Source organism: Streptomyces sp. NPDC107522 (genome assembly GCF_055657525.1).
Window position 1 is genome coordinate 573,636 of record NZ_JBVKAU010000004.1, and the last position, 21,644, is coordinate 595,279.

Sequence of the window (21,644 nt, forward strand, 5' to 3'; positions counted from 1 at the left end):
GTGGCGCCCGCGATGTGAAGGGCCCGGCAGCATCGGCTGCCGGGCCTTGTCCGTATCGGGCGCCGGTGGTTACGCGGATCGGTGGCCGGTGGTTACAGGTACGGTCCGCCCGAGCGGCCGCCCTGGTGGTGTTCGCCGTCCTCGTGGCCGCCGACGCCCGGCGGGAGGGCGCGGCGCATCTGCTCCAGCTGGGCGCGGGCCGCCATCTGCTGGGCGAAGAGCGTGGTCTGGATGCCGTGGAAGAGGCCCTCCAGCCAGCCGACCAACTGGGCCTGCGCGATGCGCAGTTCCGCGTCGCTCGGGGTCGCCTCGTCCGTGAACGGCAGGGAGAGCCGCTCCAGCTCCTCGACGAGCTCCGGGGCCAGGCCGTCCTCCAGCTCCTTCACCGAGCTGGCGTGGATCTCCTTCAGCCGGACCCGGCTCGCCTCGTCGAGGGGAGCCGCGCGCACTTCCTCGAGCAGCTGCTTGATCATGCTGCCGATGCGCATGACCTTCGCCGGCTGCTCGACCATCTCCGTCACCGGAACCTCGCGGGAGTCCTCGTCTCCGTTGCCGCCGGTGAGCGCCATCCCGTCCTGGCCCACGACCAGGATCTGGGGGTTCTCGGACGGCCTTTCGTTCCTCGGCATCTCCATGCCGCCATTCTCTCGCACCCGTACAGCTCATCATCGTGGTGCCCCCGGTGGGGAGAGATCCACCGTTTACGATGCGGGACTTTCCGTCAGCCGTCGGCCACGGCGGCCCCTCCACCCCACCCATTCTGTCCGACTTGCCTTTCTTGCCCCGTCTGTCCGGCCCGGGTGAGCCGCAGCAGGCGGGCCTCGCAGATGTCGAGCCAGCGGCTCTCCGCCTCGGCGTGGAAGACGAGCTGCTCCAGGACGAGCAGCCGGGCCGTCCCGTCGGGGTGCTCGTGCGCCCGCGCCAGCGCCTCGGCCCGCTGCCGTACGTAGTCGTGCAGGGCCTCGGCCACATGTCCGCGCTGCGCCGCCACGACCTCCCGTACGTCCACGCCGGGCGCCCCGACCGCCATCGCCAGCTTGATCGCCAGCTCGTCGCGGGGCGGGCTCGCCCGCTCCACGGGCCGCGTGAACCAGGCCCGCAGCTCGGCGCGGCCCGCGTCGGTCAGCGCGTACAGCACCCGGCCCGCCTCGTCCACGCCGTCCTGGACGACCAGGCCGTCCCGCTCCAGTCGGTCGAGGGCCGTACAGACCTGGCCGATGCTCAGCGGCCAGGTCCCGCCCGTGCGCTCCTCGAACTCGGGGCGCAGCCGCGAGCCGTGGCGGGCACCGGGTTCCAGGAGCGCCAGCAGACCGTGTCGTATCGACATAACCGGATTGTGCGCCGGATTCGATCGAGTGGCGGAGTCCGGAATGCCGGGTGTGCGGGGTGCTGTGAGGCTGGTTCGCATGACTCCATGGCCGACCGTGGTGCGGAAGCGACGGGCGCGGCCGCGAGCTGCCTCCGGCGGTTTGCGGGCGCACGCCTCATTGCCGGGTGCGGTGACCGGGAGGGGGGCGCCCGGGGTGCTGGGGGTGGGGCGGGCTTGGCGCGGGATGCGGGGGCTGTCGGCTGTGCGGGTGGGGCGGGCGCTGCGGTTGGGGCGGGCTTGGCCCGGAATGCGCGGCCTGTGGGCTATGCGGGCGGGGCAGGCGCTGCGGGTGGGCCCGACTCGGCCCGGGACGCGAGGCCTGTGGGCTATGCGAGCGGGGCGGGCTCGGCCCGGGGTGCGGGGACTGTCGGCTGTGCGGGCGGTGAAGGTGCTGGTCGTGGTGGTGATGGGGCTGAGCGCGGGGCTGTGGGGCGCTGGGGTGTCGTACGGCGTTGAGGGGCCGCGCGGTGTGGCTGCGCTCGCGGCGTCCTCCGGCTCCACGCCCGCGCCCCGGGGTCCCTCCGTGCCTACGGGGTCGCCCACGGATACCTCGGGGGACTCCGGGGGTGCTGCGGACTCCGGGGGTTCGTCAGAGGGCTCCTCCGGGGAACCCTCCGGCTCCTCAGTCGAATCCCGGCCTTCCCCTGCCCCAGGGTCGGGAGAGGCGTCCGAGGGCTCCTCCGTCCCCTCCGCCGCGCCTGGCAAGCCCGGGACGCCCGAGAAGTCCGGAGAGTCGAAGGAACCCGGAGGGCCGACAGAATCCGGTGAGCCAGCGAAGTCAGAAAAACCACGGGCGTCTTCCGCCGCTCCCGCTCACGGTCCCGTCACCTCCCCTCCCCCACCCTCCGACAACCCGTCCAGGGCCGGGAGCCGGGCGGGTGAGGGGCGCGAGCGGCCGGGGCGGAAGAAGGGGCCGCTGGAGGACGCGGAGGCGACGAGGGGCGAGCAGGACGGCGGTCAGGGCGACGACGGGGATGAGGGGGACGGCTCGACGTTGCCGGAGGGGGAGGGTGAGGACGACGGTGGGGGAACGCACGAAAGCGCGGGTGCCGCCGACCGCCCCGCGGGGGACGCCGCCACCGCTCCCTCCGCCCCGCCGACCCGGCCCGTACGGCAGCCCGTGGCACATGCCGAGCCCGTACTGGAGATCCTGCCCCTCGGCACTGGGCTGGTGCTGATCGGGCTCGGCCTGGGCCTGGCCTTCCTCGGCCTGCGCCTGCGGCGCGGCTAGCCGGGGGTCGGGCGGTCGAAGGGCGGCCAACGGATGAAGCGCGGGCATCGAGGTCGTCGACGGGCGCCTGCTGTACGCGACAGGTCCGTACGGGCCGCGCACACCGTGTGCAGCGCCGCCGTGACGGCGGTGAACGCCCCCTTGCAGATTCCTGCCGTGGCCGGAGTCGTCTTCTCGCCCTGTGCGTCGACCTGTCCATCGTCGCGAACCTCGGACGCCCCGACTTCGGCGATCCGGTGGACGCCGCCTCCGAGCGGCCAACGGACGGCTCCCAGCGGCCAGATGCCTCCGGTGCCGCCGGGCGGCCGGCGGGACGGCTCACGGCGGCCGACCGGTGGCACTCGGCTAGGCCTGCTGCCGGAGGACGTATCCCGGTGGCCGAGCAGGGCGGAGGCGCCCCCTCGCCTCCGTCCGTCGGCGCTCATCGAGTGCCGCCGCTTTCACCACCACCACGAAGAGCCGCGTCCCCCCTCCCTCGACCGGCCCGATCCGCCGGTCGGACAGCGCTGTGGGTGCGACGGCGAGCGGCTCTACGGCGCCACGAGCAGCACCTTTCCGACGTGCCCGCTCTCCTCCACCACCCGGTGTGCCTCGGCCGCCTCCTTCATCGGGAGCTCGCGGTCGACGACAGGACGTACGTGGCCGGCGTCCACCAGCGGCCAGACATGTTCGCGTACGGCCGCCACGATCGCCGCCTTCTCGGCGAGCGGACGGATCCGCAGCGAGGTCGCGCTGATGGCGCCGCGCTTGGCCAGGAGCGCGCCGATGTTGAGCTCGCCCTTGACGCCGCCCTGCATGCCGATGATCGCGAGCCGTCCGTTGACGGCGAGGGCCTGGACGTTGCGGTCGAGATACTTGGCGCCCATGTTGTCGAGGATGACGTCGGCACCGGCCCCGTCGGTGGCCTTCTTGACCTCGGCGACGAAGTCCTGCTCCCGGTAGTTGATCAGGACGTCGGCCCCCAGCTCGGCGCACCGGTCCAGCTTCTCCTTGCTGCCCGCGGTCACGGCGACCTTGGCGCCGACGGCCTTGGCGAGCTGGATGGCCATGGTGCCGATGCCGCTGGAGCCGCCGTGCACGAGCAGGGTCTCGCCGGGCCGGAGGTGGGAGACCATGAACACGTTCGACCAGACCGTGCAGACCACCTCGGGCAGCGCGGCCGCCTGCGTGAGGCTCACGCCCTTGGGTACGGGCAGCAGCTGGCCCGCCGGTACGGCGACCTTCTCGGCGTAGCCGCCGCCGGCGAGCAGCGCGCACACCTCGTCGCCGACGGCCCAGCCGGAGACACCGGGTCCGACCTCGGCGATCCTGCCGGAGCACTCCAGGCCGGGGTAGGGGGAGGCACCGGGGGGCGGGTTGTAGAAGCCCTGCCGCTGCACGATGTCGGCGCGGTTGACGGCCCCGGCCACCACCTCGACCAGCACTTCGCCCTCACCCGGCACGGGATCGGGGACCTCGTCCCACACCAGCACCTCGGGCCCACCGAATTCGGGAATCGTGATCGCATGCATGGGCAGGACGCTACTCCTCGGTCTCCCGTCCCTTGGGCGGGGCCGACCCGGAAATCCCCGTGCGCGACCGATGAGTTTGCGCGACGGCAAAGGTCTCCCCATGCGTAGCCCAAGCACGCGGAAGGACACCCCACCATGAGCCAGCACACCTCAGGCCTGGCCATCGAAACCGCGGGTCTGGTGAAGACGTTCGGCGAGACACGGGCCGTCGACGGCGTGGACCTCGCGGTCCCGGCCGGAACGGTCTACGGCGTCCTCGGTCCGAACGGCGCCGGCAAGACCACCACGGTCAAGATGCTCGCCACCCTCCTGCGACCCGACGGCGGCGAGGCCCACGTCTTCGGCCACGACGTCGTCCGCGAGGCCGACGAGGTGCGCGGCCGGGTGAGCCTCACCGGCCAGTACGCCTCCGTGGACGAGGACCTCACCGGCACCGAGAACCTGGTCCTGCTGGGCCGGCTCCTCGGACACGGCAAGAAGGCCGCGCGGGAGCGTTCCGGGCAGCTCCTGGAGGCCTTCGGGCTGACGGAGGCGGCCGGAAAGCAGGTCAAGAACTACTCCGGCGGCATGCGGCGCCGTATCGACATCGCCGCGTCCATCCTCAACACCCCCGACCTGCTCTTCCTCGACGAGCCGACGACCGGTCTCGACCCGCGCAGCCGCAACCAGGTGTGGGACATCGTGCGCGCGGTCGTCGCCCAGGGCACCACCGTGCTGCTGACCACGCAGTATCTGGACGAGGCCGACCAGCTGGCGTCCCGTATCGCCGTCATCGACCAGGGCAAGGTCATCGCCGAGGGGACCAAGGGCGAGCTGAAGGCGTCCGTCGGCGCCGGTTCCGTACATCTGCGGCTACGCGATCCCGCCCAGCGGCCCCTAGCGGCGGAGCTGCTGGTCCGTGCCCTCGACGCCCGGGTGCAGCCGGAGCCCGACCCGGTGGCCCTGACCGCCCGCCTGAGTGGGGCGGCGAGCGACGACACCGCGGCCGAGCAGGCCGCCCGCGCGCTGAACGAACTCGCCCGGGCCGGCGTCACCGTCGACAACTTCTCGCTGGGCCAGCCCAGTCTGGACGAGGTGTTCCTCGCCCTCACCGGACACGACACCCACACAAAGCGCGACAGCCACGAATCCCCGGACGCCGACGACAAGAAGGACGAGGTGACGGCATGAGCACCGCGACGACCACCGAGAGCCAGGACCTCGCCCCGGTCAGCACCGAGTCGCTCGCGGCTCTGCTCGTCGCCGGGGAGCGGCCGCCGCGGCCCAGCGCCTGGTCGGCCTCCATGACCTTCGGATGGCGTGCGGTCCTGAAGATCAAGCATGTCCCGGAGCAGCTCTTCGACGTGACCGCGTTCCCGATCATGATGGTGCTGATGTACACATACCTGTTCGGGGGCGCGCTGGCCGGGTCGCCGAAGGAGTACATCCAGTTCCTGCTGCCGGGCATCCTCGTGATGTCGGTCGTGATGATCACGATGTACACCGGTGTCTCGGTGAACACCGACATCGAGAAGGGCGTCTTCGATCGCTTCCGCTCACTGCCCATCTGGCGGCCGTCGACCATGGTCGGCTATCTGCTGGGTGACGCCCTGCGCTACACGATCGCGTCCGTCGTGATGCTCACCGTCGGCATCGTCCTGGGCTACCGCCCGGACGGCGGAGTCGGTGGCGTGCTCGCCGGGATCGCGCTGCTGGTCGTCTTCTCGTTCGCGTTCTCGTGGATCTGGACGATGTTCGGGCTGATGCTGCGCAGCGAGAAGTCGGTGATGGGCGTCAGCATGATGGTGATCTTCCCGCTCACCTTCCTGTCCAACGTCTTCGTCGACCCGAAGACCATGCCGGGCTGGCTGCAGGCCTTCGTCAACAACAGCCCGATCACCCATCTGTCCTCGGCCGTCCGCGCGTTGATGGCGGGCGACTGGCCGACCGACGAGATCGCCTGGTCGCTGGGCTGGGCGGGCATGTTCGTGCTGGTCTTCGGGCCGATCACGATGCGGCTGTACAACCGCAAGTAGCCGCGCCGGGCGTCAGATGGGCTGCATTCCCGGGGGCAGACGCCGGTCATCGGGTGCGACCTGACTGCTCGGCGTCGCCCGCACGATGGTGATCAGCCGGTCCGTCAACTCCAGCGTCCCGACGTCCGGATCGTCGTATCCGAGCACCCGGTGCCCCCGTACGACGCTGACCACCAGGTCCTCCGTCTGCCGCGGGCTCTTGCCCACCTCGGCCTTTATGACCGGCCGTTCGACGATGTCGAGTCCACTGCCCTGCTGGATCAGGTCCTCCAGGACCATGCCGGCGGCGGGGCTGAGCACGGACAGACCGAGCAGCCGTCCGGCCGCGCTGGCGCTGGTGATGACCGCGTCGGCGCCGGACTGTTTCAGCAGCGGTGCGTTCTCCTCCTCGCGCACGGCGGCCACGATCTTCGCGCCGCGGTTGAGTTGCCGGGCCGTCAGCGTCACGAGGACGGCGGTGTCGTCGCGCTGGGTCGCGATGATGACCTTCCGCGCCTTGTGCACCTCGGCCCGCTTCAGCACCTCGCTCCGGGTCGCATCGCCCACGACACCGGCGTACCCGTCGGCGACCGCCGCGTCGATCACCTTGGAACTCGGGTCCACCACGACGACCTGGTCCTTGCTCAGGCCCGTCGCGATGACGGTCTGGATCGCCGAACGTCCCTTCGTTCCGAAGCCGACGACGACGGTGTGGTCGCGCAAGGAAGACCTCCAGCGGGTCAGACGCCATTCCTCCCGGGTCCTTTCGGTGAGGACCTCGAGCGTGGTGCCGACCAGGATGATCAGGAACAGCACACGCATGGGCGTGACGACGAAGATGTTGGTGAGCCGGGCGGCGTCACTGACCGGCGTGATGTCGCCGTATCCGGTGGTGGAGAGGGTGACGGTCGCGTAGTAGCAGGCGTCGAGGAAGTCGACGGCGCCGTCGGAGTTGTCGTTGTAGCCCTCGTGGTCGGCGTAGACGATGACGGCGGTCAGCATGAGCAGCATCAGGGCCAGCAACACCCGCTTGGCGACCTGACGGAACGGATGTTCCACGATTTTCTTCGGGAGCTTCACCCGATAGGTCGCGACCCGCTCGTCCGCCTGACGGGCGATCGCGTCCTGGCCCGGAAGTTTCACGTGAAACACACCTCGATGCCGGCGGTCGCCCAGGGCAGATCGAGCAGTTCGGTCTCCTGGCCCGCACGCGCGCCGCCCGGCGGTACGACAGCGACGGCGTCGGCCGCCGCCATGCCCCGGAGCATGGCCGGACCGTGGTAGTGCAACGGCACGGCATGGTCGCCGCGCAGCACGACGGGGATGAGCCGGGTGTCGTACGGATGCCCGTGCGCCGCTTCCTTGAGAGGCAGCGTGTAGGACTCGGGCGCCGGGCGGGCGGCGAGTGTGCGCAGCAGGGGTTCGGCGAGGGTGAGCAGGCCGGAGACGGCGGCGAGAGGGTTGCCGGGCAGGCCGACGAGGTGCTGGTTCTCCTTGGTGCGGGCCAGCAGCATGGGGTGCCCGGGCCGCACCTTGACGCCGTCCACCAGAAGTTCGGCGCCGATGCGCTGCAGGGTGGGGTGGACGTGGTCGACGGGGCCGGCCGCGGTACCGCCGGTGGTGACGATGAGGTCGGCGTCGGAGCGGGTGAGGGCTTTGTGCAGGGCCTTGGCGTCATCGCCGAGCCTGCGTACGGCGGTGACGTCGGCGCCGAGGGCGCGCAGCCAGGGCGGCAGCATCGGGCCGAGGGCGTCCCGGATCAGGCCGTCACGCGGAAGCCCTTCGGTCAGCAACTCGTCGCCGAGGACGAGGACTTCGACACGGGGACGGGGTACGGCGGTGACGGTGTCGTATCCGGCGGCCGCGGCCAGGCCGAGCACGGCCGGGGTCACGAGGGTGCCGACGGCGAGCAGTTGGTCACCGCTGCGGCACTCCTGGCCGCGGGGGCGGATGTCCTGGCCGGGCTCGATCTCCCTTGTGCCGTGCAGGCGGTCCTTGCTGTCCGTGCGGCCGTGCTCGCTGCGCAGGACGGCTGTGGTGTCCGGGGGGATACGGGCGCCGGTCGCGATACGGACGGCCTCGCCGTCGGTGAGCGGCTCGGGCTCGCCGTGCCCGGCCAGGACGCCCTCTTCCCGTACGTCCCAGGGGCCGGGGCCCGCGACCGCCCAGCCGTCCATCGCCGAGGTGTCGAAGGAGGGCAGGTCGGTGAGGGCGGTGAGGGGGGCGGCCAGGGTGAGGCCGAGCGCGGCGTCGAGAGGGACGGAGACAGGAGCGCGGTGGGCGGCCCGGACGGCGGTACGTGCGGCGCGGGCGGCGATCTCGCGGGCTTCGGGCCAGGGTGTGGCCTTGTGGTGGCGGTCCTGGTTGTGGGGGCCCGGCGCGTGCGGGGCGGGAGTGGACACGGGATCACCGGGGGTGTGGTGGCCGGTGTGTTCGTTCACGAGGGCGAGCACCTCCTCGACGTCGAGGTCCTCGGCGTCCTCGTCCGCCTGGATGCCGCGGGGGGTCATCCGGCGTCCGGGCGGGTGGTGTCGGGCGTGGCGTCGGGGGCCGCGTCGGGTTCGGCGGCGGCCGCCTCGTCCGCCCAGCGGACGGCGAGGGCGGCGGCCTTGCGGGAGGCCTCGGCGACGGCTTCGGGGCCGCCCTCACCGCCCTTGGCCTGTGCCGCCGCGTACCCGACGAGGAAGGTGGTCAGCGGGGCCGCGGGCCGTGCCACGCCATGGGCGGCGTCGCGGGCCAGGTCCAGCAGCACCTTGGTGTCGACGTCGAGGTCGATGCCCAGTTCGTCCTTGACTGCGGAAATCCATTCATCCAACACGTGCCCATGCTCCCTGATACGTGCCCTGGCGGTGGCGATGTCGTCCCAGGTGTCGCAGTCGAAGGACGCGACGGGGTCGGGGACGCGGGTGAGATCGAGGGCGCCGGTCAGCCGACGCAGGGGGAGGCCGGTGAGGCCGCCGCCCCCGGGGCTGGTGGGGCCACCATCCTCGGGGCGGGCGCGACCACCGCCCTCGGGGCGGGTACGGGCACCGTTCTCGGGGCGGGTACGGCCACCGCCCTCAGGTCGGGTCCGACCACCATCCTCGGGACCAGTGCGGCCACCGCCCTCAGGCCGGGTCCGACCACCATCCTCGGGACCAGTGCGGCCACCGCCCTCAGGTCGGGTCCGACCACCATCCTCGGGACCAGTGCGGCCATCGTGCCCTTGGGCGAGCGCGGCCAGTTCGCGGCGCAGCGCGGACGCGCGGTACGCGGCGACGAGCGGCTGGTCGCGGCCGCCCGCGTCGGTGAGCAGGGCGCCGTCGGCGCCGCTGGTGCGCAGGGCGGCCAGCAGCCGCCGGACGGTGCCCTCGTCAAGGAACGGCAGGTCGGCCGAGAGGACGACGACCCGCTCCGCCGTGGTGTGCCGCAGCCCGGCCTCGAGTGCGGCGAGCGGGCCGCCGCCGGGCGGGTCCTCGCGCGCCCAGGTCACGGGCCGTGCGGTGGGCCGGGGGTCGGCGACGACGACGGTCGTGCGCGCGTCGGCGCAGGCGGCGAGCACCCGGTCGAGCAGGGCCCGCCCGCCGACGCGCACCGCGGGCTTGTCCGCGCCGCCGAGCCGCCGGGCAGCACCGCCGGCGAGCACGACGGCGTCGTACGCGACGTCGTTCCCGGCATCGGCGGCGCCCTGCGCGCCCGTCGAGTCGTACGCGGTCACCCCCCGAGTATGCGTGCCCTCGCGATCACAGGGAACGCAGGGGAAGCAGCCGACCTCGGGGGCGGCGTGGATCGGTCGGCCGCCGAGCCTCCGTCACAGGGTGCGCAGCAGCACCGCCGGGTGTTCCACGCAGTCCGCCACGTACCGCAGGAAGCCTCCTGCCGTGCCGCCGTCGCAGACGCGGTGGTCGAAGGTGAGCGAGAGCTCCACGACCTGCCGCACCGCCAGCTCGCCCTCGTGCACCCAGGGCTTGGGGATGATGCGGCCGACGCCGAGCATCGCGGCCTCGGGGTGGTTGATGATCGGTGTGGAGCCGTCGACGCCGAACACGCCGTAGTTGTTCAACGTGAAGGTGCCGCCGGTGAGTTCCGCGGGCGTGAGGGTGCCCGCGCGGGCCGCCTCGGTCAGCCGGGCGATCTCCGTGGTCAGCGACTCCGCGTCGCGCGCGTGCGCGTCCCGCACGACCGGGACGACGAGCCCTCGTCCGGTCTGTGCGGCGAACCCGAGGTGCACCTGGTCGAGCTGGACTATCTCCCGGGCCTCCATGTCCACCGTGGAGTTGAGCTCGGGGAACCGGGCCAGGGCGGCGGTGCAGATACGGGCCAGCAGGGCGAGGAGGGAGATCTTCGGCCCACCGGCGGCGTTCATCGCGGCGCGCGCCCGCATGAGCTCGGTCGCGTCGGCATCCACCCAGCACGTCGCGTCCGGGATCTCCCGCCGGCTGCGCGAGAGCTTGTCGGCGACGGCGCCGCGGACGCCCTTGAGGGGGACGCGGATCCCGGCGGGCGGAGCGGAGGAGCGGACGGGGACCTGCATGGCCGGGGCGGAGGCGGCGGGGGCCGTCGGCGTCACGTGCGTGTGCGGTTCGGCCGACGGCTGGACGGTCCGGCCGTGCGCCTCGGCTGCCCGCAGCGCGTACTCCACGTCGGCCCGCAGAATCAGCCCGTCCGGTCCGGAGCCGTGCAGTTCCCTCAGGTCCAGGCCGTGCTCGCGGGCGAGGCGGCGGACGAGGGGGGAGATCACGGGGACGGGACCTTCATGGCGACTGTCGTCGGCCTGCGCCGCCTCGTGACCGGCACCGACGGGGCCGTGTCCCGCCGCTGTGCCGACGGGTCGCGCCACGGTCGGGGCGGTGGCGCGCTCGGCGGTGGGCGTGCCCTCGCGTGCCGCGGCGCCGTTGGCCGCACCACCCGCAGCCGGTCCCGCCGATGCCGCCGGAGTGGCCGGCCGTACTCGCCTGCGCCGCGCCGGGGGCGCACCGGTGCCGTAGCCGACGAGGACATTGCCCGAGCCCTCGTCGGTGCCCTCCCCCGGGCCCTCGGCCATACCGCCGGAGGCAGACGCCCCCACCGCCACCGTCAGCAGCGGCGCCCCCACGGGCAGCTCCGTGCCCTCCTCGCCGAAGCGGGCCGTGACCACGCCGGCGTAGGGGCAGGGGATGTCGACCATCGCCTTGGCCGTCTCGACCTCGACGACCGGCTGGTCGACGGTGACGACGTCACCTACCTCCACCAGCCAGCGCACGATCTCCGCCTCGGTGAGCCCCTCCCCGAGGTCGGGGAGCTTGAACTCCAGCACCTGTGCCATCAGCTCTCGGCCTCCCACTGCAGACGCCCCACGGCGTCCAGGATCCGGTCCACGCCGGGCAGGTGGTGACGCTCCAGCATCGGCGGCGGGTAGGGAGTGTCGAACCCGGCCACACGCAGCACCGGCGCCTCCAGATGGTGGAAGCAGCGCTCCGTGACCCGGGCCGCGATCTCTCCTCCCGGGCCGCCGAACCCGCCCGACTCGTGCACGACGACCGCCCGCCCGGTCCGCCGTACCGAGGCGCTGACCGTCTCGTCGTCGAACGGCACCAGCGAGCGCAGGTCGACGACTTCCAGGTCCCAGCCCTCCTCGCGCGCCGCCTCGGCGGCTTCGAGGCAGACGGGCACGGACGGTCCGTACGTGATGAGCGTGGCGCTCCGGCCCGAGCGCCGCACCACCGCGCGGCCAATCGGTTCAACGGTCTGCGGGTCCTCCGGGTTCCAGGAGTCCTTCGACCAGTACAGCCGCTTGGGCTCCAGGAAGACGACCGGGTCGTCGGAGGCGATGGCGGCGCGCAGCAGGCCGTAGGCGTCGGCGACGGTTGCCGGGGTGACTACATGGAGCCCCGGAGTCGCCATGTAGTAGGCCTCGGAGGAGTCGCTGTGGTGCTCTACGCCGCCGATGCCGCCGCCGTAGGGCACGCGGATGGTGATCGGTAGCGGCATCTTGCCGCGTGTGCGGTTGCGCATGCGCGCGACGTGCGAGATGAGCTGCTCGAACGCCGGGTAGGCGAACGCGTCGAACTGCATCTCCACGACCGGGCGCAGGCCGTACATGGCCATGCCCACCGCCGTGCCGAGAATCCCCGCCTCGGCCAGCGGCGTGTCCGTGCAGCGGTCCTCGCCGAACTCCTTGGCGAGGCCGTCGGTGACACGGAAGACGCCGCCGAGGGTGCCGACGTCCTCGCCCATGACGTGCACGGTGGGATCCTCGGCCATGGCGTCGCGCATCGCGCGCGTGAGGGCCTGCGCCATGGTGGCCGGCTTGACGGCGACGGTGGTCATCGGTGCGACCCTTCCGACTCGGCTGCGAGCTCGGCCTGCAGCTGGGCCTGCTGTTCACGCAGCTGCGGGGTGGGCTCGGCGTACACGTGGGCGAACAGGTCCCTCGGGTCGAGCACCGGGTCCTGGTTCATGCGCTCGCGCAGGTCGCCTGCCATGGCCTCGGCGGCGTCCCGGGCCGCCTGCTTTCCGTTCTCGTCGAGCAGGCCGCGCTCGGTCAGCTCGTGCTCCAGGAGCGCGATCGGGTCGTGTCCGCGCCAGGTCTCGACCTCGGAGTCACCGCGGTAGCGGGTCGCGTCGTCGGCGTTGGTGTGGGCGTCGATGCGGTAGGTGATCGCCTCGATCAGCGTCGGGCCGCCGCCCGCGCGCGCGTGCCGCACGGCGTCGCCGATCACCTCGTGCACGGCGGCCGCGTCGTTGCCGTCGACCAGGCGGCCGGGCATGCCGTAGCCGACGGCCTTGTGGGCCAGCGACGGGGCAGCGGTCTGCTTGGCGAGCGGGACGGAGATCGCGAAGCCGTTGTTCTGGACCAGGAAGACGACCGGCGCCTGCCACACCGCGGCGAAGTTCAGCGCCTCGTGGAAGTCGCCCTCGCTGGTGCCGCCGTCGCCGACCATGGCCAGCGCGACCACGTCGTCGCCCTTGAGGCGGGCGGCGTGCGCGAGGCCGACGGCATGCGGGAGCTGGGTGGCGAGCGGCGTGCACAGGGGGGCCACGCGGTGCTCGTACGGGTCGTAGCCGGTGTGCCAGTCGCCGCGCAGCAGGGTCAGCGCCTCGACGGGGTCCACGCCACGGGCGACCGCGGCGAGCGTGTCGCGGTAGCTAGGAAAGAGCCAGTCACGCTCCTGAAGCGCCAGCGCGGCGGCGACCTCGCAGGCTTCCTGGCCGGTGCTGGACGGGTACACGGCGAGGCGGCCCTGCTTCGTGAGCGCGGTCGCCTGCGCGTTGTACCGACGGCCCCGCACCAGCTCGGCGTACAGCCGGCGCAGCAGGCCCGGGTCGGCCTTCGCGGCCGCCTCCGTACCGAGGACGCGGTAGGGCTCGGCGTCGGGCAGCAGCGGCGCGGGGTCCATACGGGGCTGCCAGGCGGGCGGCGGCGATGGCCGATACGCGCCTCGCTGCTCCATGACCGTCATGACGGCACCTCCTCGTGGGAGCGGCTACGGGAGGCGCAGCTTCGGTGACGCGCCTCACCTACCGATTGTTCGGTCGTCGGCACATTTTGGCTACAGGCACCCTCAGGCTGTGGACAAACGGTTCTCCACAGCCTCCAATGAACGCAGTACGTCCACGGCGGGAAGGTGGGGGGACATGACGCCTGAACAAATGGCCGAGAGCCCGGACGGCAACGCCCCCCTGGCGGCGCCGCGTCCGCTCGACGCCATTGATCAGGACATCCTGCAGATGCTCCAGGCGGACGGCCGCGCGTCGATACGGTCGGTCGCCGAGCGGGTCCATGTCTCGCGCGCCAACGCCTACGCCCGCATCAACCGCCTCATCGAGGACGGCGTCATCCGCGGCTTCGGCGCCCGCGTCAACCACGAACGCGCGGGTCACGGCACCTCCGCGTACATCACCCTGAAGATCGTCCAGAACTCCTGGCGGACGGTGCGCGAGCAGTTGCGGCAGCTGCCCGGTGCCTCCCACATCGCCCTGGTGGGCGGTGACTTCGACGTCCTGCTCCTGGTGCACACGCCCGACAACAGGGCGCTGCGCGAGCTGGTCCTCACCCGGCTGCAGGCGATCCCGGAGGTGCTCAGCACGCGGACGCTGCTGGTGTTCGAGGAGGAGGACCTGGAGCCGCAGGGGTGAGCGTCCGGCCCGGCCGTCAGGCCGAGCCCCACAGGACGGCCATCCACACCAGGAACAGCAACGGAAGGATCGCGCAGAAGAGCCCGGCGACGGCCGCCGTCACGCGCAGCATCCGCGCGGACCGGCGGTGCGGCAGCGCCCAGGCGATCGCGAGCAGGCCCACCGCCCAGTAGACCGCGGCCCCGAGGGCCGTGCCGAGGGCGTCCTCGGCCCCCAGCAGGACGAACTCCCACACGAGGAGCGGCAGCCCGGGCACCGTGGCGATGAGAGGTGCCTTCCACCACGTCGGGTCGGCGTCGGAGGGCCGTACGTCGTTCTGGGTCATGCGGCACAGCTCACCAGCCGGGAGCGCCCCGGGACATCCGCCGGCGTACTCACCCGTCCCCACGCGCGCGTACTAAGGCCGCCTGTCGCGCAGGCGGCGGTCAGCCCGCCTGTCGCAGTCCCCCGAAGACCAGCCGCACCACGGTGTCCGCGACCTCGCGCTCGTTCATGCCCCGGCCGTCCGGGCGGTACCACTCCACGATCGAGTTGATCATGCCGAAGACGAGCCGGGTCGCCAGCCGCACCTCCACGTCGGCGCGCACCTCACCGTCGGCGGCGGCCGCCTTCAGCAGGTCGGCGACCCGGTGGTCGAAGTCGCGGCGACGCTCCAGCGCCCAGCGCTCGGTCTCGGTGTTGCCGCGCACCCGCAGCAGCAGCGTCACATAGGGCAGCTCGGCTATGAGCACCTCGACCATGCGCCGTACGACGTACTCCAGACGGTCGGCGGCGTGCCCCACGCGCGCGTGCTCCTCGCCGAGGATCCCGAAGAGCCCGTCGAGCGCCCGGCTGACGGCGCGGCGCAGCAGCTCCTCCTTGCCTGTGACGTGGTGGTAGATCGACGACTTGGAGATGCCGGCCGCCTTGGAGAGGTGCTCCATGGAGGTGCCGTCGTAGCCGCGCTCGTTGAAGACCCGCACGGCGACGGAGAGCAGCGTCTCGGGCGTGTACGTGTCGCGCTTGGCGGTGGTCATTCGGTGCTGCCCTCCCGGGTCATGAGGTGCTGCCCTCGCGCTTGTCGGAGGCATAGGCGTGGCGGTACAGCGCGAGGGACGGCGCGTACCGCCCGGAGGGGTCGCGCAGGTGCAGGTCGTCGAGGAGGGCGTAGGCCCAGTTGCGGCCGAGCCTGCGGCTCCATTCGAAGGGGCCGAGCGGGTAGTTGACGCCGAGGCGCATCGCCGTGTCGATGTCCTCCTCGGTGGCCACGCCCTTGGCGACGGCGTCGTGCGCCAGGTCCACGATCCGGGCGACCGTGCGGGCGACGATCATGCCGGGGACGTCGCCGATGACGCTGACGTCCTTGCCGAGCGCCTGGAAGAGGCCGGTGGCCTCGGCGAGCGTCTGCGGCGAGGTGTCCTGGGAGGCGGAAAGGGCGATCCGGGTGGCCCGGCGGTAGTCGAGGGCGAGGTCGAAGTAGACGACGTCCCGGAACTCCACCGAGGTCTGGCCGTCGGCGAGCGCGAGCTGGCCGCCGCCGGGCAGCACCAGGCGGGTGCCGTGGTCCTCGTCCTCCTCGCGCACGGCGATGCCCGCCTCGCGGATCAGCGCGAGCAGCTCGGAGGCCGGGCCCAGATCGCCCTCCGCGACAACGTAGGCGGGCGGCTGCTGCTTCTCGGCGGTGTGCGGCTCGGGACGTTCGGCACCCTCGGCGTAGTCGTACCAGCCGTGCCCGCTCTTGCGGCCGAGCCGGCCGGACTCGACCAGGCGCCGCTGGGCGAGCGAGGGCGCGAAGCGCACGTCCTGGAAGAAGGACTGCCACACGGAGTGCGTCACGGACTCGTTGACGTCCTGCCCGATGAGGTCGGTGAGCTCGAAGGCGCCCATCCGGAAGCCGCCGCACTCGCGCAGGACGGCGTCGATGGTGGCCGGGTCGGCTCCTTGTGCCTCGTGGACCGCGAAGGCCTCGGCGTAGAAGGGTCGGGCGATGCGGTTGACGATGAACCCGGGGGTGTCGGCGCAGGCGACCGGCGTCTTGCCCCAGGCGCGTGCCGTCTCGTACGCGCGCGTGGCCGAGGTGACGTCGGTGGCGAACCCGGAGACGACCTCGACGAGCGGCAGCAGCGGCGCGGGGTTGAAGAAGTGCAGGCCGACGAAGCGGCCGGGATTGGCGAGGGCGCCGCCGATGGCCGTGACGGACAGGGACGAGGTGTTGGTGGCGAGCAGGCAGTCCTCGCCGACGATGCCCTCCAGCTCGCGGAAGAGTTCCTGCTTGACGTCGAGGCGCTCCAGGACGGCCTCGACGACGAGCGCGCAGTCCGCGAGGTCGGTGAGGTTCTCGGCGGGCCGCAGCCGGGCGCGGGCCGCGTCGCGGTCGGCGCCGGTGAGGCGGTCCTTCTCGACGAGCCGGTCGAGGCGCGCGCCGATCGCGTCGGCCGCGTCCTGGGCACGCCCGGGAACGGCGTCGTACAGCCGTACGGGATGGCCCGCGACCAACGCGACCTGGGCGATGCCCTGGCCCATGGTGCCGGTGCCGACGACGGCCACGGGGCTGCTGAGGTCGAGTGCTGTCATGTGCGCGATCCTCCCGCACGGGGTTTTCCACAGATGCGGCGGACCCCCTTGTCCCGACCGATCGTTCGGTTACTCTAACTCTGACCGCCCATTCCTGCCCATGTTTCTGCCCAGGTCATGAGCTCAACGGAGAGCTCAGGAAACGAGGAGTTGGTCCCGCATGGCCACCGCCGAACTGACCACCCACGAGCTCATCGCCAAGCACCGGCCCACTCTCGACCAGGCGCTGGAAGCGATCCGCACGCGCGCGTACTGGTCCCCGCACCCGGAGCACCCCAAGGCCTACGGCGAGAACGGCAGCCTGGACGCGGCGGCGGGCAAGGCCGCGTTCGACGCCCTGCTCGGAGGCCGCCTCGACCTCGGCCAGCCCGGCACGGACGGCTGGGTGGGCGGCGAGGTCTCCCCGTACGGCATCGAGCTGGGCGTCGAGTACCCGCACGCGGACATCGACGAGCTGCTGCCGGCCATGCGCTCCGGCATGCGCGCGTGGCGGGACGCGGGCGCGGAGATGCGCGCCGTGGTCTGTCTGGAGATCCTCAAGCGGATCAGCGACCGGACGCACGAGTTCGCGCACGCGGTCATGCACACCTCCGGCCAGGCCTTCATGATGGCGTTCCAGGCGGGCGGCCCGCACGCACAGGACCGCGGTCTGGAGGCGGTGGCGTACGCGTACGTCGAGCAGGTCCGCACCCCCGACGCGGCGGAGTGGACCAAGCCGCAGGGCAAGCGCGACCCGCTGGCGCTGAACAAGCAGTTCACGCCGGTCCCTCGCGGCATCGCCATGGTCATCGGCTGCAACACCTTCCCGACGTGGAACGGCTACCCGGGCCTGTTCGCCTCCCTCGCCACCGGCAACGCGGTCCTGGTGAAGCCGCACCCGCGCGCGGTGCTGCCGCTCGCGCTCACCGTGCAGGTCGCGCGCCAGGTACTCGCCGAGGCGGGCTTCGACCCCAACCTGGTCGCGCTGGCCGCCGAGCGGGCCGGCGAGGGCATCGCGAAGACGCTGGCCACCCGCCCGGAGATCCGGATCATCGACTACACCGGCTCGACGGTGTTCGGCGACTGGCTGGAGGCCAACGCCCGCCAGGCGCAGGTCTACACGGAGAAGGCCGGCGTCAACACGGTGATCGTCCACTCCACGGACGACTACAAGGGGATGCTGTCCAACCTGGCCTTCTCGCTGTCCCTGTACAGCGGCCAGATGTGCACCACCCCGCAGAACCTGCTCATTCCCCGCGACGGCATCCGCACCGAGGAGGGGCCCAGGACGTTCGACGAGGTCGTCGCCGACCTCGCCCGCTCGGTCGACGGCCTCCTCGGCGACGACGCCCGCGCGAACGCGCTGCTCGGCGCGATCGTCAACCCGGATGTGAAGGCCCGTCTCGATGCGGCGGCGGGGCTGGGCGAAGTCGCCCTCGCCTCCCGCGAGGTCGCCAACCCCGAGTTCCCGGCCGCGGTCGTGCGTACGCCCGTGATCGTGAAGCTGGACGGGGCCAAGCCGGATGACGAGGCCGCGTACATGAGTGAGTGCTTCGGGCCGGTCTCGTTCGCCGTCGCCGTCGACTCGGCGGCGGACGCGGTGGAGTTGCTGCGGCGGACGATCCGCGAGAAGGGCGCGATGACGGTCGGCGCGTACACCAACGACGAGGAGGTCGAGGGCGCGATTCAGGAGGTCTGCCTGGAGGAGGCGGCGCAGCTGTCGTTCAACCTCACCGGTGGGGTGTATGTGAACCAGACGGCCGCGTTCTCCGACTTCCACGGGTCGGGGGGCAACCCGGCGGCCAACTCGGCGCTCACCGACGGGGCGTTCGTGGCGAACCGGTTCCGGGTTGTCGAGGTGCGTCGGGAGGCCTGAGAGCCGCCCAAGAGCTCGGGGGGCGTGGTGAATGCGCGGCTGCGGGCCGTCTGTGGTTTCTCGCGCCCACGCGGCGGAGCCGCATATCGATACAGCCCCGCGCCCCTAAAGGGGCGCTCCAGCACCCGTGCTCCAGTGGAACAGCGTCATCGCCACGCTCGTCGCCAGGTTGTAGCTGGAGACCTGCGGACGCATCGGCAACGACACCAAATGGTCGGTACGCGCGCGTAGTTCGGCCGACAGACCGCTGCGCTCCGAACCGAACGCGAGGACGGCGTCGTCCGGGAGCTTGATGCCCCGGATGTCGTCGCCCTCCGGGTCCAGCGCGAAGACCGGCCCCGGTGGCAGCTCGTCCACGCCCAGCCGCTCCACGGCCGTCGCGAAGTGCAGGCCCGCCCCGCCGCGTACGACCGTGGGGTGCCAGGGGTCGAGCGTGCCGGTGGTGACCACGCCCGTCGCGCCGAAACCGGCGGCCAGGCGGATCACCGCGCCCGCGTTGCCGAGGTTGCGGGGGTTGTCGAGGACCACGACCGGGGCGGTGCGCGGGGTGTGCGCCAGCTTCTCGAGGTTGGCCGCGCGGGACGGACGTACCGCCAAGGCGGCCACCGCGGTCGGGTGCGGGCGCGAAACGAGCGATGTGTACGTCGACTCCGGGACCTGTGCCAGGAGCGCGTCCAGGGCGTCCCGTACGTCCGGAGCCAGCTCCTCGGCGAGAGCCAGTGCGGCTTCCCGGTCGACGGCGACCGCCACCGGGACCTCGGCGCCGAAGCGCACCGCGTGCTTGAGGGCGTGGAAGCCGTCGAGCAGCACGGAGGTCTCGGCGAGCCGGTTCCAGGAGGTCACGGTCATGCCGTGAAGCCTACGTGCGCGTGCTCGGGGTTCTCCGGGGTGTGCGGCGCGGGGGCCACCGTACGGTCGTCGCCGCGCCGAAGCAGACGCGAGAGCCGTCCACGCGCGCCTCCCGCCCAGCCGCCCAGGCGGCGCAGGAACGGCGTCGGCAGGAAGACCGCGTCCGCCGCGATCATCGCCAGCGAGAAGAACGGCAGGCCGAGGACGACCGCGATCACGGCGTGTTCGGTGATCATGGCGGCGAGCAGGACGTTCTTGACCCGCCGGTTGAACAGCGTGAACGGGAAGGCGACCTGCACGATGACCGTGCCGTAGGTGATGAGCATCACCATCGTGCCGCTGGAGGACAGCAGGTCCGCGAGGGCGGGCCAGGGTGAGAAGTAGTCGAGGTGCAGCGGGTAGTAGACGGCGGTGCCGTCCTGCCAGCGGGAGCCCTGGATCTTGTACCAGCCGGCGGTCGCGTAGATCAGACAGGCCTCGGCCATGATCACCAGCAGGGCGCCGTTGTGGACGATGTTGCCGATGACGTCGAGCAGGATGCGGGGCTGGGCGGTCCGTGCGCGGCGGCCCACGATCCACCAGACGGCCAGTCCGAGCCAGACGCCCCACAGGATCAGCGGCACGGTCAGGTCGCCGTCGAGGCGGCCCGCCGCGGTCACGACGACCAGCGCGAACCCGAGCACCCCCCACAGGGCCGGCCCGACCCGGTCCGGACCGACCCGCTCTCCACGCGCGCGTGCCCCGCTCGCGAGCCGTGCCCGCCGCTCGTCCAGCGACCAGACCTGGCCGCAGCGCGTGAACACCAGGTAGACGCACATCAGGTGCAGGACGTTGTCGCCGCCGTCGCCCATGAAGATGGAGCGGTTCTGCAGCGAGAGCACGCCGATCATGAACAGCACGGACATCGTGCGGGTGCGCCAGCCGAGCAGCAGCAGAACGCTGGTCAGGACGGCGAGGGCGTAGACAGTCTCGAACCAGAAGTGGCTGCTCGACCAGATCAGGGCGGTGAAGGAGCCGTTCGTCCCGATCAGCTGCTGGGCCAGGTCGAAGTCCCAGGGGCCGTCGGGGCCGTACATCTCCCGGCGGTGGGGGAACTCACGCAGCAGGAACAGCAGCCAGGTCGCGGTGAAGCCGATCCGGACAACGGCCGTCTGGTACGGACCGAGGGCGGACTCGGTGACACGGGCGATGCCGGAGGAGATCGCGAGGGAGAAGCGGTTCACCGGGCGCCTCCCGCGCTCGCGCCCTTGGCGCCAGCCCCACCGGCGGCATCGGTGCGGTCCGCACCGTCGTCCCCGTCCTGCGGAACCCACCACCACGGCAGCACCCGGTACGTCGGCCGGTCCGAGACCTGCTCGTCGCTCCACTTCGGCGGGCGCACATTGGTGGTGCGGGAGCGGACCTGGACGCGTTCGACGACGCCGCCCTCACCGGCCGCGCCGACGCGGTCGAGGCGCAGCTGAACTATGTGCCGCAGATACGTCTCGGACAGGGCGCCGCGCAGGCCCATGGGGCGGTTCTGGGCGTCGTGCGTGGCGACGAAGAAGTCCCAGGCCCGGCGCAGCTCGTTCTGCTGGGTGTGGCTGGGCAGCAGATTGCCGTCGATGGCCCGGCCGTCCTGGGCGGACAGGTCGTACCAGCGGGTGATGCGGGTGTCGCCGCCGGTGCTGATCTCGGCGCGGACCTGCACCGCGATGTTCTGCTGCAGCGGGTTGGGAGCGAACAGCTTCCAGTTCTGTTCGAACTCCGGGTATATCCAGTCGTCGATCGCCCTGCCGTGCTGCTTGGTGACCGTGTTCGGCGGGGCGACGTGCAGGAAGACCAGGCCCATGTGCACGCAGACGGCGATCGCCACGACCGCGAGGGCGAGGGCGGCGCCGATCTGGTACCGCAGGGAGAGGGCGGCCACACCCGTGCGGGCTTCCGGGGACGGCGGTGCGGGAAGGGCGGGCAAGGGCGCGACGGCGGGAGCGGCGGGCGGGGGCGCGACGGCGCGAGGGGCGGGCGCGGGCGCGACGGCGCGCGGCGCGTCCTGCGGCTCCTGCTCCTGCCCTTGGGGGGCGGCCGAGCCTGCGTCGTACGCGTCTGCCATGCCGTTCGTTCCCCGATTCCGGTCCGTTCCGTCCTGCCTCAGCGCTCGCACGGGAACGGTACTCAGGCCCACCCGCCGCGCACAGCCCCTGAC

Annotated in this window: 20 protein-coding genes; 5 read left to right on the forward strand and 15 right to left on the reverse strand. The window is 72.2% G+C overall.

What is annotated here, in order from left to right; genetic code table 11:
- Nucleotides 1-92 precede the first annotated feature (92 nt).
- Nucleotides 93-635 carry a bacterial proteasome activator family protein gene (locus tag ACZ7L6_RS16640; RefSeq protein WP_471924383.1) on the reverse strand — a complete coding sequence of 181 codons (543 nt, stop codon included), beginning with the start codon at nt 633-635 and terminating at the stop codon, nt 93-95.
- Between the two features lie 86 nt (nt 636-721).
- A complete protein-coding gene (locus ACZ7L6_RS16645; RefSeq protein WP_471924385.1) occupies nt 722-1,327 on the reverse strand; it encodes a PadR family transcriptional regulator in 606 nt (201 codons plus the stop codon).
- 1,036 nt (nt 1,328-2,363) lie between these two features.
- Here ACZ7L6_RS16645 and ACZ7L6_RS16650 point away from each other — a divergent pair.
- Complete coding sequence (locus tag ACZ7L6_RS16650) at nt 2,364-2,600, forward strand: hypothetical protein (RefSeq protein WP_471924387.1); 237 nt, start codon at nt 2,364-2,366, stop codon at nt 2,598-2,600.
- A 530-nt stretch (nt 2,601-3,130) separates the two neighbouring features.
- Here ACZ7L6_RS16650 and ACZ7L6_RS16655 read toward each other — a convergent pair.
- Nucleotides 3,131-4,111, reverse strand: coding sequence for an NAD(P)H-quinone oxidoreductase (locus ACZ7L6_RS16655; protein WP_471924389.1), 981 nt, complete (start codon nt 4,109-4,111; stop codon nt 3,131-3,133).
- A 135-nt stretch (nt 4,112-4,246) separates the two neighbouring features.
- Between ACZ7L6_RS16655 and ACZ7L6_RS16660 the strand changes: the two genes are divergently transcribed.
- On the forward strand, nt 4,247-5,281 hold the full coding sequence (locus tag ACZ7L6_RS16660) for an ATP-binding cassette domain-containing protein (protein WP_471924391.1): 1,035 nt from the start codon (nt 4,247-4,249) through the stop codon (nt 5,279-5,281).
- Nucleotides 5,278-6,126 (forward strand): ABC transporter permease, encoded by an 849-nt coding sequence (locus ACZ7L6_RS16665; protein ID WP_471924393.1) that lies wholly within the window; start codon nt 5,278-5,280, stop codon nt 6,124-6,126. Before ACZ7L6_RS16660 ends, ACZ7L6_RS16665 begins: the two co-directional genes overlap by 4 nt.
- 12 nt (nt 6,127-6,138) lie before the next feature.
- Here ACZ7L6_RS16665 and ACZ7L6_RS16670 read toward each other — a convergent pair whose 3' ends face one another.
- From ACZ7L6_RS16670 to pdhA, 6 genes are all read right to left on the reverse strand, one after another.
- Complete coding sequence (locus ACZ7L6_RS16670; RefSeq protein ID WP_471924395.1) at nt 6,139-7,248, reverse strand: potassium channel family protein; 1,110 nt, start codon at nt 7,246-7,248, stop codon at nt 6,139-6,141.
- Nucleotides 7,245-8,615 carry a molybdopterin molybdotransferase MoeA gene (locus ACZ7L6_RS16675; RefSeq protein WP_471924397.1) on the reverse strand — a complete coding sequence of 457 codons (1,371 nt, stop codon included), beginning with the start codon at nt 8,613-8,615 and terminating at the stop codon, nt 7,245-7,247. Before ACZ7L6_RS16675 ends, ACZ7L6_RS16670 begins: the two co-directional genes overlap by 4 nt.
- Nucleotides 8,612-9,802, reverse strand: coding sequence for an NTP transferase domain-containing protein (locus ACZ7L6_RS16680; protein WP_471924399.1), 1,191 nt, complete (start codon nt 9,800-9,802; stop codon nt 8,612-8,614). Before ACZ7L6_RS16680 ends, ACZ7L6_RS16675 begins: the two co-directional genes overlap by 4 nt.
- Before the next feature lie 93 nt (nt 9,803-9,895).
- Nucleotides 9,896-11,389, reverse strand: a complete 1,494-nt coding sequence (locus ACZ7L6_RS16685; RefSeq protein WP_471924401.1) for a dihydrolipoamide acetyltransferase family protein — start codon at nt 11,387-11,389, stop codon at nt 9,896-9,898.
- Nucleotides 11,389-12,393 (reverse strand): alpha-ketoacid dehydrogenase subunit beta, encoded by a 1,005-nt coding sequence (locus tag ACZ7L6_RS16690; protein WP_471924403.1) that lies wholly within the window; start codon nt 12,391-12,393, stop codon nt 11,389-11,391. Before ACZ7L6_RS16690 ends, ACZ7L6_RS16685 begins: the two co-directional genes overlap by 1 nt.
- Nucleotides 12,390-13,526 (reverse strand): pyruvate dehydrogenase (acetyl-transferring) E1 component subunit alpha, encoded by a 1,137-nt coding sequence (pdhA, locus tag ACZ7L6_RS16695; protein WP_471924405.1) that lies wholly within the window; start codon nt 13,524-13,526, stop codon nt 12,390-12,392. The genes ACZ7L6_RS16690 and pdhA overlap by 4 nt, the downstream gene beginning before the upstream one ends.
- A 190-nt stretch (nt 13,527-13,716) precedes the next feature.
- Between pdhA and ACZ7L6_RS16700 the strand changes: the two genes are divergently transcribed.
- A complete protein-coding gene (locus tag ACZ7L6_RS16700) occupies nt 13,717-14,202 on the forward strand; it encodes an Lrp/AsnC family transcriptional regulator (protein ID WP_471924602.1) in 486 nt (161 codons plus the stop codon).
- 16 nt (nt 14,203-14,218) lie between these two features.
- Here the strand turns inward: ACZ7L6_RS16700 and ACZ7L6_RS16705 are convergent, their stop codons facing one another.
- The 3 genes from ACZ7L6_RS16705 to ACZ7L6_RS16715 form a co-directional block, all read right to left on the reverse strand.
- The gene (locus ACZ7L6_RS16705) at nt 14,219-14,527 is read right to left on the reverse strand and encodes a hypothetical protein (RefSeq protein WP_471924407.1); all 309 of its coding nucleotides are present in this window, start codon (nt 14,525-14,527) and stop codon (nt 14,219-14,221) included.
- A gap of 100 nt (nt 14,528-14,627) precedes the next feature.
- On the reverse strand, nt 14,628-15,218 hold the full coding sequence (locus ACZ7L6_RS16710) for a TetR/AcrR family transcriptional regulator (protein WP_471924409.1): 591 nt from the start codon (nt 15,216-15,218) through the stop codon (nt 14,628-14,630).
- Nucleotides 15,219-15,237: 19 nt separating this feature from the next.
- Nucleotides 15,238-16,755, reverse strand: coding sequence for a 3-hydroxyacyl-CoA dehydrogenase (locus tag ACZ7L6_RS16715; RefSeq protein WP_471924411.1), 1,518 nt, complete (start codon nt 16,753-16,755; stop codon nt 15,238-15,240).
- Nucleotides 16,756-16,915: 160 nt separating this feature from the next.
- Between ACZ7L6_RS16715 and paaN the strand changes: the two genes are divergently transcribed.
- The gene (gene paaN / locus ACZ7L6_RS16720; RefSeq protein ID WP_471924413.1) at nt 16,916-18,610 is read left to right on the forward strand and encodes a phenylacetic acid degradation protein PaaN; all 1,695 of its coding nucleotides are present in this window, start codon (nt 16,916-16,918) and stop codon (nt 18,608-18,610) included.
- A 105-nt stretch (nt 18,611-18,715) separates the two neighbouring features.
- Here the strand turns inward: paaN and ACZ7L6_RS16725 are convergent, their stop codons facing one another.
- Genes ACZ7L6_RS16725 through ACZ7L6_RS16735 form a run of 3 tightly spaced genes read right to left on the reverse strand, consistent with a single transcriptional unit; the run spans nt 18,716 to nt 21,551 of the window.
- Nucleotides 18,716-19,459, reverse strand: a complete 744-nt coding sequence (locus ACZ7L6_RS16725) for a TrmH family RNA methyltransferase (protein ID WP_471924415.1) — start codon at nt 19,457-19,459, stop codon at nt 18,716-18,718.
- The gene (locus ACZ7L6_RS16730) at nt 19,456-20,682 is read right to left on the reverse strand and encodes an HTTM domain-containing protein (RefSeq protein WP_471924417.1); all 1,227 of its coding nucleotides are present in this window, start codon (nt 20,680-20,682) and stop codon (nt 19,456-19,458) included. Before ACZ7L6_RS16730 ends, ACZ7L6_RS16725 begins: the two co-directional genes overlap by 4 nt.
- Nucleotides 20,679-21,551, reverse strand: coding sequence for a DUF5819 family protein (locus tag ACZ7L6_RS16735; protein ID WP_471924419.1), 873 nt, complete (start codon nt 21,549-21,551; stop codon nt 20,679-20,681). The genes ACZ7L6_RS16730 and ACZ7L6_RS16735 overlap by 4 nt, the downstream gene beginning before the upstream one ends.
- Nucleotides 21,552-21,644 lie beyond the last annotated feature (93 nt).